Origin of the sequence: Microvirga pakistanensis, assembly GCF_004458765.1 — a bacterium.
In the GTDB taxonomy this organism is placed as follows: Bacteria; Pseudomonadota; Alphaproteobacteria; order Rhizobiales; family Beijerinckiaceae; genus Microvirga; species Microvirga pakistanensis.
In genome coordinates, this window is the sequence record NZ_SPJX01000167.1 from 309,818 (window position 1) to 321,664 (window position 11,847).

The 11,847-nt window shown below is 66.1% G+C and carries 11 protein-coding genes; 7 read left to right on the forward strand and 4 right to left on the reverse strand.

Annotated features, from left to right (window positions below):
* Positions 1–140: 140 nt before the first annotated feature.
* The 3 genes from E4K09_RS07430 (at position 141) to E4K09_RS07440 (ending at position 2,545) form a co-directional block, all read left to right on the forward strand.
* Positions 141–791 carry a DUF1007 family protein gene (locus E4K09_RS07430; RefSeq protein WP_134496108.1) on the forward strand — a complete coding sequence of 217 codons (651 nt, stop codon included), beginning with the start codon at positions 141–143 and terminating at the stop codon, positions 789–791.
* Positions 782–1,810 (forward strand): nickel/cobalt transporter, encoded by a 1,029-nt coding sequence (locus E4K09_RS07435; protein ID WP_134496109.1) that lies wholly within the window; start codon positions 782–784, stop codon positions 1,808–1,810. Before E4K09_RS07430 ends, E4K09_RS07435 begins: the two co-directional genes overlap by 10 nt.
* Before the next feature lie 114 nt (positions 1,811–1,924).
* Entirely contained in the window at positions 1,925–2,545 is a 621-nt protein-coding gene (locus tag E4K09_RS07440) for a YitT family protein (protein ID WP_134496110.1), read from the forward strand.
* 17 nt (positions 2,546–2,562) lie between these two features.
* Here E4K09_RS07440 and E4K09_RS07445 read toward each other — a convergent pair whose 3' ends face one another.
* The gene (locus tag E4K09_RS07445; RefSeq protein WP_134496111.1) at positions 2,563–4,158 is read right to left on the reverse strand and encodes a gamma-glutamyltransferase family protein; all 1,596 of its coding nucleotides are present in this window, start codon (positions 4,156–4,158) and stop codon (positions 2,563–2,565) included.
* A gap of 156 nt (positions 4,159–4,314) precedes the next feature.
* Here E4K09_RS07445 and E4K09_RS07450 point away from each other — a divergent pair, with 156 nt between their 5' ends.
* Positions 4,315–4,497 carry a hypothetical protein gene (locus E4K09_RS07450; RefSeq protein ID WP_134496151.1) on the forward strand — a complete coding sequence of 61 codons (183 nt, stop codon included), beginning with the start codon at positions 4,315–4,317 and terminating at the stop codon, positions 4,495–4,497.
* 15 nt (positions 4,498–4,512) lie between these two features.
* Here the strand turns inward: E4K09_RS07450 and E4K09_RS07455 are convergent, their stop codons facing one another.
* From E4K09_RS07455 to E4K09_RS07465, 3 genes are all read right to left on the reverse strand, one after another.
* Positions 4,513–4,875: a DUF1850 domain-containing protein gene (locus E4K09_RS07455; protein ID WP_134496112.1), complete on the reverse strand. Its 363-nt coding sequence runs from the start codon at positions 4,873–4,875 to the stop codon at positions 4,513–4,515.
* Positions 4,872–7,172 (reverse strand): TRAP transporter permease, encoded by a 2,301-nt coding sequence (locus tag E4K09_RS07460; protein ID WP_134496113.1) that lies wholly within the window; start codon positions 7,170–7,172, stop codon positions 4,872–4,874. The genes E4K09_RS07455 and E4K09_RS07460 overlap by 4 nt, the downstream gene beginning before the upstream one ends.
* A 92-nt stretch (positions 7,173–7,264) precedes the next feature.
* Entirely contained in the window at positions 7,265–8,230 is a 966-nt protein-coding gene (locus E4K09_RS07465) for a TAXI family TRAP transporter solute-binding subunit (RefSeq protein ID WP_134496114.1), read from the reverse strand.
* A gap of 157 nt (positions 8,231–8,387) precedes the next feature.
* On the opposite strand from E4K09_RS07465, the gene E4K09_RS07470 reads away from it, so the two are divergent.
* From E4K09_RS07470 to E4K09_RS07480, 3 genes are all read left to right on the forward strand, one after another.
* Positions 8,388–9,965 carry an OpgD/OpgG family glucan biosynthesis protein gene (locus E4K09_RS07470; RefSeq protein ID WP_134496115.1) on the forward strand — a complete coding sequence of 526 codons (1,578 nt, stop codon included), beginning with the start codon at positions 8,388–8,390 and terminating at the stop codon, positions 9,963–9,965.
* Between the two features lie 253 nt (positions 9,966–10,218).
* On the forward strand, positions 10,219–10,968 hold the full coding sequence (gene aztA, locus E4K09_RS07475) for a zinc ABC transporter ATP-binding protein AztA (RefSeq protein ID WP_134496116.1): 750 nt from the start codon (positions 10,219–10,221) through the stop codon (positions 10,966–10,968).
* Positions 10,943–11,845, forward strand: coding sequence for a metal ABC transporter permease (locus E4K09_RS07480; RefSeq protein WP_134496117.1), 903 nt, complete (start codon positions 10,943–10,945; stop codon positions 11,843–11,845). The genes aztA and E4K09_RS07480 overlap by 26 nt, the downstream gene beginning before the upstream one ends.
* Positions 11,846–11,847: the final 2 nt, after the last annotated feature.

Below are 11,847 nucleotides of genomic sequence, written 5' to 3' on the forward strand. Positions count from 1 at the left end.
GTAATGCTGACATATTCTCTAGGTCACGTCAATCAAGCGATTCGGCCCGCAGCCTTCGTTTCGCCTCCATTAACCCTGAAGCGTCTAGATCCTGGTTCGGCTCCCGGACACCCCGGAAGCGTCGCTTTAGAAGTCAACGCATGAACGTCCGCCTTGGTCCCATCCTCTGCCTCGTGCTCCTTCTGACAGGGCTCAGCGCCCCGGCCCTCGCGCATCCCCATGTGTGGATCACCGCCAAGGCGGAGGTGATGTTCGGTCCCGACGGCAAGGTCGCGGGCATTCGCCACCAATGGACCTTCGACGAGGCCTATACGGCCTATGTCACGCAGGGGCTGGACAAGGACGGCGACGGCAAGCTGACGTCGGAGGAGCTGCAGGACCTGGCCAACGAGAACGCGGGCAGCCTCTCGGATTTCGAGTACTTCACGACCCTGAAGGTGCATGGCAAGCCGCAGGCGTTCAGCGACCCGCGGGACGCTCGGATGACCATGAGCGGGAATCAGGTCACCATGACCTTTCTGCTGCCGTTGAAGGCCCCCGCCCCGGTGACCGGAGTCATGGCCGTCGAGATCGACGACCCCACTTTCTTCGTCTATTTCAGTCTCACCGATCAAACCTCCGTGACCCTGGCCAATGCCCCTCAAGGCTGCGTCACGAATATCGCCAAGGCCAAGCCGCTCGATTCCGCCATGCTCAAGATCCTGCAGGACGAGGGCGCGATCCAGCAGGCGGCGCCGGGCGCGAATTTCAGCGTGGAGTATTCCAACAAGGCGATCATCGCATGTCCGTGACGTCCGCTTCGCTTGTCTCGTCCGCCCCGGGTCAGACGCGGTTCTGGCAGAGGCTCGTCCTGATGGCGCTGGCAACCGCCACCGTGGCGGCAGCCATGGGGCTGCTCGCGCTCTGGCTCGGTCCCATCCATGCGCCGGCGCCTCGCAGCCCCTTCGGCATGGGCATTCGGGAGGCCGCGCCGTCAGGCGATCTCGGGACCTGGCTCCTGTCCGTGCAATCCGGCTTCTACGCCAGCCTTCAGGCGAGCGTGCGCGCCATGAAGGAGAGCGGCGGAGCCCTCGGCTCGCTCCTCGCCGTCGGCTTCGCCTACGGCGTCTTCCATGCGGCCGGTCCGGGGCACGGGAAGAGCGTGATCTCGGCCTATCTGGTGGCCGACGAGAAGGCCCTACGCAAAGGCTTCGCCTTGAGCTTCGCGGCGGCCTTCGTGCAGGCGGCGGTCGCCATTCTCATCGTGGGCGCGGTCAATCTGGTCCTGCGCGCCACGGCCTCCACCATGAACAAGCTCGCCATGAACGTGGAGCTCGCGAGCTTCATCGCGATCGCGGTGCTCGGGCTCGTGATCACATGGCGCAAGAGCGGCAAGGTCCTGGGCGTGCTGGCGCTCGCACGCAATCCTCTGGCCCCAGCGCAGGAGGATGGCTGCGACCATGTGCACATGCCGCCGCCCGACGAGATCAGCCGCCTCACCCGCTGGCGCGACATGGCGGGCGTGGCGCTCGCCGCTGGCATCCGTCCCTGCTCAGGGGCACTGATCGTCCTCGTCTTCTCCCTGGCCCAGGGCCTCTTCGCGGCGGGCATCGCCGCCACCTTCGCCATGGCCCTCGGCACCGCGCTCACCACCAGCGCCATTGCGGCGGTCGCAGTCTTCGCCAAGACCGTGGCCCTGAGGATCGCCGGTGGACGGGGAGCTTCGGGGGCCATCGCGGTCGCCGGGCTCGAATTGCTGGCAGCCGCCTTCGTCCTGGTGCTGGGCGCAAGCCTGCTCATCGGTCTTTGGAGCACGACAGGCCGCTTCTGAGGGTCCCGGGAGGGTTGCGCCGGAAGCAAAGCTGCGGCTGCGCGCCTGCCCTCCGGTGCGTTGCTGCACCTGCGAAGGACCGCTATAGCGGGCCGATCCCTCGGAGGTTGGAAATTGAGCGCGTCCGCCCCATCGTCGACCCATGCCCATCGCCTGCACGAGGATGTCGTCGCCGGGCTCACGGGCACCCTGATCGTGGCCCTCGGCATCGCCTTTCTGTCGAAAGCCACGCTGCTTACCGGCGGCACGGCCGGGCTTGCGCTGCTGCTGCAATACGCGACCGGCTTCGAGTTCGGGCCGCTCTTCCTCGTCGTGAACCTGCCCTTCTATGCCCTCTCCATCCTGCGGATGGGCTGGAAGTTGACGATCCGGACCTTCGTGGCCGTTCTGCTGGTCTCCTCCCTGACCAAGTTGACATCCCTGTGGATCGGGATCGCCTATCTCGACCCGATCTATGCGGCCGTCGTCGGCGGCATGCTGATCGGCTTGGGGCTTCTGATCCTGTTCCGCCACCGGACGAGCCTCGGCGGGGTGAATATTCTCGCCCTCTACGCCCAGGAGCGTTACGGCCTGCGCGCCGGATACGTCCAGTTCGCCGTCGACGGCCTGATCCTGCTGGCCTCCCTGTTCGTGGTGAGCCTGGAGCAATTCGGCCTCTCGCTCCTGGCGACCACGATGATCAATCTCGTGATCGCCACCAACCACAAGCCCGGCCGCTACATGGGCGTGAGCTGAGCACCGCGCGAAGCAGGTCACAGCCCCAGAGCGCCACCATCCGAGCGCGGATCGTGCACGGCCTCGACGCGGCCGTTGCGCGGGTGCTTCACGAGCATGCCCGCATGCCCCATGGCGTCGGCATAAGGTTTGCCCAGCTCCACGACCGGATGGCCATAGCTCGAAAGCGCGCGCAGGACGCCAGGGTCGAAACGATCCTCGACCCTCAGCGTTGCGGCGGGAGCCTTCCAGGTCTTGCCGAAGAGCCAGCGCGGTGCGTCGACGGCATCGGCGAGGCCCATGCCGAAATCGGCATAGCGGGTGAAGATCTGCCCGAGGATCTGCGGCTGTCCCTCGCCTCCCATGGTGCCATAGGACAGCACCCGTCCGTCGTCGAACACCGCAAGACCCGGGCTGAGCGTGTGGAAGGGCTTCCGCCCCGGCTCCAGCGGATTGCGGCCCTTCGGATCGAGCGAGAACCCGAGACCCCGGTTGTGCCAGTGGATGCCGGTGGCCGGCAGCACGCAGCCGGAGCCGAAGGCCCAATAGACCGACTGGATGTAGGAGACCGCCAGGCCGTCCTTGTCGATGCAGCCCATCCAGATCGTGTCGCCCTCGGCCGGGCGCGGCGGATAGGGCGCGGCGCGACGGGACTCGATCATCGCCGCCTCCTTCTCGAACACGGAGGGCGTGAGAAAGGAGGCCGGATCCTGGGTGGGCTCCCGTGGGTCGGCCACGACTCTGTCGCGGATCGCGAACGCGCGCTTGGCGGCCTCGATCAGGCCATGGTGATGCTCCGGCGTCTCGCCGTGCTTCACGTCGAGCCGATGGAACAGGCCGAGCATCAGCAGCGCGGCAAATCCCTGACTCGGCGGCGGCATGTTGTAGACGGTCGCGTGTTTCAGCTCGACGGAAAGCGGCTTCACCACGCGGGCCTGGTAGGTTTCCAGGTCCTTGCGGGTGATCGGGCTCTTGATGCGTTCCAGGTCTGCCGCGATCTCGCGCCCCACGTCGCCGCGGTAGAAATCGGCCAAGCCCGCATGGGCAAGCTGCTCGAGGGTATCGGCGAGCGTGAGGGACCGCCGCGTCTCGCCCGCAGGCGGCAGCTTGCCGTCCTTCAGGAAAGCCTCGGCGAAGCCGGGGGCCGAGAAGAGGGCCGCTTCCTCCAGCATGGGATTGCGCCCCTCGGCGGCGCCGATCCGGTATCCCTCGCGGGCGAGACGAACGGCATCGGCCAGCAGCATGTCGCGCGGCAACCGTCCCCCGAGGGCTTTCGCCAGCTCCAGGGCGAGCCCCCAGCCGCTGACGGCTCCCGCGACCGTCAGCGCCGCGTCGGGGCCGCGCGGCGGAATGGCGTCATAGCCCTTGTCCCGATAGCGCTTGATGGTTGCGAGCGACCCTGCCGGCCCCGAGGCGTCGAGGGCATGCACCCGCCCCTTCGCCTCGCGCACCAGCCAGAAGCCGTCGCCGCCCAGGCCGTTCATATGCGGGTAGACCACGGCGATGGTGGCCGCCATGGCGACCATGGCTTCCACGGCGTTGCCGCCGGAGGCCAGGATCGTCTGGCCGGTCTCGGCGGCGAGCGTGTGAGGGGCCGCGACGGCGGCGGTCGAGAAGACAGGCGTTTCGGACATGGATCTCGGGAACAGCGCGACGGAATGGATTTTCAGGCAAACCTTGCACCGGAGGGGGCGTTTAGGGTAGTCCCTTCCGGCAGAGAATGGAGTACCCGAACCGTGGCTCAGGCGAAAAGCACCAACTGGCGCAACCTAATCACCGTGATCAGCATCATGATTCTGGTCGGTGCGGAGGTGTTCGGCGTGGCCATCGCCGCCGGCTGGGCCATCGCGGGGCTCTTCGAGCTGGGCCATATCGTCGGCTACGTGCTCATGGGCCTTTTCAGCCTGCTCGCCCTCTATTTCCTCGTGAATCTCTGGCGCCGCTGCGTCGCCGTGGAGCCCCTGGCCGAGTAACCCGGCCGAGTCTCATCAGGGGCACGCCTTCATGACGATCGGGTCGGCGTCCGGGGGGACATAGGCCTCCATCGGACGGCATTGCCCGTCGATGCAGACCCGCCAATCCGCCGTCGCGCCCGAACGGCGCATGATCACCTGCTCCTGAGGCGGCAAGTCCGGCCCCCAGGCCCAGGCTCCGTCGACGAGTCTTGCCTCGGGCGGCGGCTCCATTCCGGCGCCCGAGCCCCTCACCCGTGCCTGCACGAGTTCCAGCCCCGCTGGCGTCGCGCGCCAATCCTCCTCCCACACGATCTTCTCGACCGAATGCGTCCAGGCCAGGGTCATCGCACCCGCCATCAGAGGCGCGACGATCTTGCCTGCGACGAGACAGATCATGGGCGGGCCGCTTCGAGCGGCGGCGTGGTCTTGCGCGTTTTCCAGACATGGAAGCCGACGAAGAGGGCCGCCAGCAGGAAGCCGATCTCATCGGTGAGCGGAACGGCCGCGACCAGGAAGGCAGCAGCCGCAGCCGCCCAGAGACGCTCCCACCACGCCAGCGGCTTCAGGAAATATCCGACCGCGGCCGTGCCCCACAGGACCATCGCGAGGGACGCCTTGAAGACGATGTAGACCACCGCAAGCCAGTAGCCCGCCCCTTCAAGGCCCGGCACGGGCTGCAGCATGAGGGTCGGATCGTAGACGGCCATGTAGGGCACGACGAACCCCGGCAAGGCGATCTTGACCGCCTGCATGCCGATCTTCAGTCCCGATTCCTTGGCCATGGGTGCCGCCGCGAAGGCGGCGAGCGCCACCGGCGGCGTGAGGTCGGCCATGATGCCGAAGTAGAAGACGAACATGTGCGAGACGATGAGCGGCACATCGAGCTGCAGCAGAATGGGCGCGGCGAGCGACGAGGTGATGATGTAGTTCGGGATCGTCGGAATGCCCATGCCGAGGATCAGGCTGAAGATCATGGTGAGCACGAGAGCGGCGAAGATGTTGTCCTTGCCGATCGAGATCATCCAGGTGCCGACGATGGTGCCGAGACCCGTGAGCGTCATCGTGCCGATCACGATGCCGACCACCGCGCAGGCAAGTCCCACGGGCAGCGCCTGGCGCGCGCCGTCGGCCATGGCATCGACGCAGGCCTGAAGGGTCGTGCGGCCGCGTCCTGAGAAGGCGTTCCAGAGCGACAGCAGGGCAACGACGACGACGACGAGCGTCACGCTCGATGCCAGCGAATAGGCGGACACGAGGGCAAGGCCCACCCAGAACGCGACGCGCAGAGCGGGAACGGCAAGCCCCGCCGCGATGGCCGTGCCGAGGATGAGCGCCACCGTGAGCGACAGGCCGACCGCACCCGCGAAAAGCGGCGTGTAGCCCGCGAAGAGCAGATAGACGAGGACGCCCAGCGGAGCGATGAGGAACCACTTGGTCTTCAACTCGGTCCATGCGTTCGGCAGCTCCGCCTTGGGCAGTCCCCGCAGATGGCGCTTGCCGGCCTCGAGATGCACGGCGAGATAGCAGGCCGCGAAATAGAGCACCGCAGGAACGATCGCCGCTTCGACGATCTTCGCGTAAGGCACGTCGATGGTCTCGGCCATGATGAAGGCGACCGCGCCCATGACCGGCGGCATGATCTGCCCGCCCATCGACGACGTGGCCTCGACCCCGCCCGCGAAGGCGGACGTGAAGCCGAAGCGCTTCATCAGCGGGATCGTGAACTGCCCGGAGGCCACCACATTCGCGACGCCCGAGCCCGACACGGTGCCCATCAATGCGGAGGATGCCACGCAGACCTTGCCCGGACCGCCCTGCTTGTCGCCGAACACCGCCATCGAGATATCGTTGAAGAAGTCGATGACGCCCGCCTTCTCCATGAAGGCGCCGAACAGGATGAACAGGAAGATGTACGTGGCCGACACAAGCGTCGGCGTCGCATAGATTCCTTCCGTTCCGAAGGACATGTGCTCGATCACCTGCTCGAGCGAGTAGCCGCGATGATCGAGAGGCGCGGGCAGGTAATTGCCGAAAAGGCAATAGGACAGGAACAGGCCTGCGACGATGGGAAGAGCAGGCCCCATCACCCTCCAGACGAGATAGATCAGGATGGCGAGCGCCGCGATGCCCGTCACGAGATCGCCGGTCGTCAGCTCGCCCGCGCGGATCACGAGTTCGTTGTAGAGCGCCCATTGATAGAGACCGACGCCGAAACCGGCGAGCCCCACGATCCAGCCGACTATCCGCAGCACCGACGTGCCCGAACGGTGATTGGCGATCATGGCTCCCGCCACGAGGCAGAGGAAGCCGACATGCAGGGCGCGCACGACCTGGCTCGGAACGCTGCCGCCGAATCTCAGGATGAGCCCGAAGGCGAGCGCCACGCAAAGCCAGGCGAGAACGCCGTTGGCGATGCTTCGACGCCGCACGGCGAGAACGACCAGCCATGCGGCCCACGCCGCCATGACGACGGCCAGAATGTGGAAGAGGCTCGCGCCCGCGACGAACGGCTTGTCGAGAGGAATGCCGAAGGACGTGACGATCTGGAAGGTGGAGAACGCAACGGCGATCCAGAACAGAAGCCTCCCGAGCAACCCCTCCCCGAAGCTCTCGGGCAGGCCGTGCTCGGGATTGACGCTCTCGGCCGGAGCTTCCATCTGGGCAAGTTCGGACGTGTTCGCACTCTGGCTCATCGCGAGGCGTCTCCTCAAAGCTGACGGGTCCCGTCATGCAAGAGCCGGAGCAGTTCGACTGCCCCGGCTCGAATGTAAATCCGTCGAAGGGATTAAGACCCCTTCTTCACGCCCTTCTCGTCGAAGTAGCGCTGCGCACCCGGATGCATCGGGACCGGCATGCCCGAGAGCGCGCTCTCGAGCTTGATGTCCTTGGCGGCCGCATGCGCTGCGGTGAGATCGGGCAGGCTCTCGTAGATCGCCTTGGTCATCTGGTAGACCGTCTCGTCCTTCACGCCGGAATGGGTGACGAGATAGTTCACGACGGCGGCCGTCTGCACCGGCGCGGTCTGGCCCTCATAGGTGTTCGCCGGGATCGTGGCCTTGATGTAGGGGGTGCCGACCTTGGTCACGATGTCGGCCGGGATCTCCACGACCACGATCGGCACGGAGGTGGCGAGATCGCGGATCGAGGAGACGCCGAGACCGGCGGATTGCAGGGTGGCGTCGAGCTGGCGGTTCTTCATGAGCTCGACGGACTCGCCGAAGGGCAGATACTCGACCTTGCCGAGATCCTGATAGGACAGGCCGGCGCCCTGAAGGATGGCGCGGGCGTTGAGTTCGGTTCCCGATTTGGGGGCTCCGACGGAGAGGCGCTTGCCTTTGAGGTCGGCGAGCGACTTGATCCCGGATTCCTTCGTGGCGACGATCTGGATATAGTTGGGATAGATGGCGGTGATGCCGCGCAGCTTATCGAGCTTGCTCTTGAAGCCGGCCTCCTCGTTGCCCTCCCAGCCCATGGCCAGGCTGTCGCCGAGGGTGAAGCCGATCTCGCCCTTGCCCTGCTGCAGGAGGGTGAGGTTTTCCACCGAAGCCTTGGTGGCCTGGACCGAGGGCCGCGAACCCTGGACCTTTTCCGTGAACACCTTGGAGAGCGCCACGCCGAGCGGATAATAGACGCCCGAGGTGCCGCCGGTCAGAACGTTGATGAAGTCCTGCGCCTGAGCTGGAAGGCTCGCCCCTGCGAGGGCGAGAGCGGTGGCCGCGCCCACGAGGCGGCGCATGATGGATCGATGCATGGCGTACTCCCTTAATTTCGTACCAACATTACAGCGTTTGTAGGTTGGCTTAGTTTTGGCTGCTGACGAAGTTTTCTCAAGAGGCTATGAGGGACTTAATCCTGCCACCTTGGTCGGTAGGGGTCCGTACTCTCTCCACAACCCGATGCGTCGATCCATGTTCAACCGCCGCCAGTTTCTCCAGTCCGCCACCGCCACGGCCGCCTTGGCCGCCCAGGGCTTTTCCGGCCCCGCCCTGGCGCAGCAGGGTTTGAAGATGGGAGCGCCGGCCCCGTTTTCGTTCGAGGACCTGAAGAGGCAGGCCGAGGCGATGGCCAAATCCGCCTATACGGCCCCGCCAAGCCCCTCGCCGGACATCCTCTACCAGATCGACTACGACGCCCACGGCAAGATCAGGTTCAAGACCGACCTCGCCCTCTGGGCCAATGGTCCGAGCGAGTTTCCGGTCACCTTCTTCCATATGGGCCGCTTCTTCCAAAAGCCGGTGCGCATGCATGTGGTCGACGCAGGACAGGCGCGCGAGATCGTCTACGACACCGAATACTTCGACATGCCGGCGGATTCGCCTGCCCGCAAGCTCCCGGACAATACGGGCTTCGCGGGCTTCCGCTTCCAGGAGGCGAGAGGCGGCAAGCTCGACTGGAAGAAGAACGACTGGGTCGCCTTCCTGGGCGCCTCCTATTTCCGGGCCATCGGCGAGCTTTATCAGTACGGCCTCTCCGCCCGCGGCCTCGCCGTCGATGTGGCGGTGCATGGAAAGCCTGAGGAATTCCCCGACTTCACCCATGTGTTCTTCGAGACGCCTCGGCCCGGCTCGGACACGGTGACGGTCTATGCCCTGCTCGACGGACCGAGCGTGGCGGGCGCCTACCGCTTCGTGATGCAGCGCGCCGCGGCCGTCATCATGGATCTCGATTGCGCCCTCTTCCTGCGCAAGGACATCGCGCGCCTCGGGATCGCGCCGCTCACCTCCATGTACTGGTACTCCGAGAAGGCCAAGGCCACCGCCATCGACTGGCGCCCCGAAATTCACGATTCGGACGGCCTCGCCATGTGGACCGGGACCGGCGAGCGGATCTGGCGCCCGCTCAACAACCCGCCCCGGATCATCACCTCGGCCTTCTCGGACGAGAACCCGAGGGGATTCGGCCTGCTCCAGCGCGACCGCAACTTCGACCACTATCTCGACGGCGTCTATTACGACCGCCGCCCCGCGCTCTGGATCGAGCCGCAGGGCACCTGGGGCAAGGGAACCATCCAGCTCGTGGAAATCCCCACCGACGACGAGATCCACGACAACATCGTGGCCATGTGGGTGCCGGCCGAGCCCGCCCGCGCCGGTCAGGCGATGGAGCTCCGCTACCGCATGCATTGGGCGGCGGACGAGCCCTCTCCGACTCCGCTCGCCCGCGTCGTCGCCACCCGCTTCGGCAATGGCGGGCAGGCCGGAACGGCGCGCCCCAAGGGCGTGCGCAAATTCATGGTGGAGTTCATCGGCGAGCCGCTGACCAAGCTGCCCAGCGGCGTCATTCCAAAGCCGGTGCTCACGGCCTCGCGCGGCGAGTTCTCGAACATCCTCACCGAGGCCGTCCCCAACAACGTCCCCGGCCACTGGCGTACCCAGTTCGACCTGACGGCCACCGGAACCGACCCGGTGGAGATGCGCTGCTACCTGCGCAACGGGGATGAGGTGCTGAGCGAAACCTGGCTCTACCAGTATCACCCCACGTTCTAAGATTTCGCTTGCGCACCACGATGTTAACAGGGGCGTATAAAATACTATACGCCCCTAGAAACGGCCGCCGTTTCAAGCTATCTGTGGAGACATGTCGCACGGCCACCACCATCAGCACAGTCACCAGCACAGGGCCACCGCCGCAGCCCCCACGTTTTCGTTGTTGCGCCTCTCGATCTGGCAGCGTCTGGCAGGGGCCGCCCTCGTCCTGGGGGGTCTGTGGCTGTTGGTCTTCCAGGTCATGGGGTAGAGCATGGTCGTCCCCTCCACTGCCATCCGTTTCAAGGAAGTGACCCTCGGCTATGGCCGCAGGCCTGCCGTGCACCACCTCGACGGGACCATCCCGGCCGGGAGCCTGATGGCGGTGGTCGGCCCCAACGGCGCCGGGAAGTCGACGTTGCTCAAGGGGATCGTGGGCACCCTCAAGCCCCTTGAGGGTCATATCCGGCTCGACGGCCCTTCCGCGGAGATCGCCTATCTGCCGCAGGCCGCCGAGATCGACCGGTCCTTCCCGCTCTCCGTCTACGATCTCGTGGCCATGGGCCTCTGGTCCCGCTCCGGCCTCTTCGGCGGCATCTCGGCCACGGACCGTACGAAGGTCGAGGAGGCCCTGTCGGCCGTCGGCCTCATCGGCTTCGAGCGGCGCCCCATCGCGACCCTGTCCGGCGGCCAGATGCAGCGCGCGCTCTTCGCGCGCCTGCTCCTGCAGGATGCGCCGGTGATCCTGCTCGACGAGCCGTTCACCGCCATCGACGCCAAGACCACCGCCGATCTGCTCGATCTCGTGCGCCGCTGGCATGACGAAGCCCGGACCGTCATCGCGGTGCTGCACGATCTCGACATGGTCCGCCGCATTTTCCCGCAAACCCTGCTCATCGCCCGCGAGCCCGTGGCCTGGGGCGAGACGCCCGAGGTGTTGAGCGCCGACAATCTCCTGAAAGCCCGCCGCATGGTCGAGGCGCATGATCCTCATGCGCATGTGTGCCAGCGCGGGGCCGCATAAAGAATCGGCCGTGCTGGATCTCCTTCTCACCCCCTTCTCCGAATTCGAGTTCATGCGGCGCGCGCTCGTGGGCGTGATCGCGATTGCGCTCGGCGGCGGCCCCATCGGGGTCTTCCTGATGCTGCGCCGCATGAGCCTGACCGGCGATGCCATGGCTCACGCGATCCTGCCCGGCGCCGCCGTGGGCTACCTGCTCGCAGGCCTGTCGCTTCCCGCCATGACCATCGGCGGATTGGCGGCGGGCGTGATCGTCGCCATGGCCGCAGGTCTCGTCTCGCGCTTCACCGCGTTGAAGGAGGACGCTTCGCTCGCCGCCTTCTATCTCCTGTCGCTGGCGCTCGGCGTCACCATCGTGTCGCTCAGGGGATCGAACGTCGATCTGCTGCACGTTCTCTTCGGCACCGTGCTCGCGCTCGACGACAATACCCTGCTGCTGCTTGCCTCCATCTCGACGCTGACGATTCTGGCCTTGGCCGCGCTGTATCGCCCGCTCGTGCTCGAATGCGTGGACCCGATCTTCCTGCGCTCTGTCAGCCGCGCGGGAACGCCCACCCATCTCATCTTCCTCGGCCTCGTGGTGATGAACCTCGTCGGCGGATTTCATGCGCTCGGCACCCTGCTGGCCGTCGGCATGATGATGCTGCCCGCCGCCGCGGCCCGCTTCTGGACCAGCGACATCACCATGATGATGATCGCGTCTATTCTCATCGGCATCGCCTCAGGAGGCGCAGGCCTCCTGCTCTCGTTTCATGCGGAGCTGCCCGCCGGGCCCGCGATCATTCTCTCGGCCGGCACCGTCTACGTTGCCTCGCTGCTCATGGGCCGCGAGGGCGGCGTGGTCTGGCTCCTGTGGCCGGGCAAGCACCTGGAAGCCTAGAA

Bases quoted from the DNA above. Each gene is read 5' to 3' on its own strand.
- E4K09_RS07430 (WP_134496108.1), top strand. From the start codon at position 141: ATGAACGTCCGCCTTGGTCCCATCCTCTGCCTCGTGCTCCTTCTGACA.
- E4K09_RS07435 (WP_134496109.1), top strand. From the start codon at position 782: ATGTCCGTGACGTCCGCTTCGCTTGTCTCGTCCGCCCCGGGTCAGACG.
- E4K09_RS07445 (WP_134496111.1), bottom strand. From the start codon at position 4,158: ATGTCCGAAACGCCTGTCTTCTCGACCGCCGCCGTCGCGGCCCCTCAC.
- E4K09_RS07450 (WP_134496151.1), top strand. From the start codon at position 4,315: ATGATTCTGGTCGGTGCGGAGGTGTTCGGCGTGGCCATCGCCGCCGGC.
- E4K09_RS07455 (WP_134496112.1), bottom strand. From the start codon at position 4,875: ATGATCTGTCTCGTCGCAGGCAAGATCGTCGCGCCTCTGATGGCGGGT.
- E4K09_RS07460 (WP_134496113.1), bottom strand. From the start codon at position 7,172: ATGAGCCAGAGTGCGAACACGTCCGAACTTGCCCAGATGGAAGCTCCG.
- E4K09_RS07465 (WP_134496114.1), bottom strand. From the start codon at position 8,230: ATGCATCGATCCATCATGCGCCGCCTCGTGGGCGCGGCCACCGCTCTC.
- E4K09_RS07470 (WP_134496115.1), top strand. From the start codon at position 8,388: ATGTTCAACCGCCGCCAGTTTCTCCAGTCCGCCACCGCCACGGCCGCC.
- aztA (WP_134496116.1), top strand. From the start codon at position 10,219: ATGGTCGTCCCCTCCACTGCCATCCGTTTCAAGGAAGTGACCCTCGGC.
- E4K09_RS07480 (WP_134496117.1), top strand. From the start codon at position 10,943: ATGTGTGCCAGCGCGGGGCCGCATAAAGAATCGGCCGTGCTGGATCTC.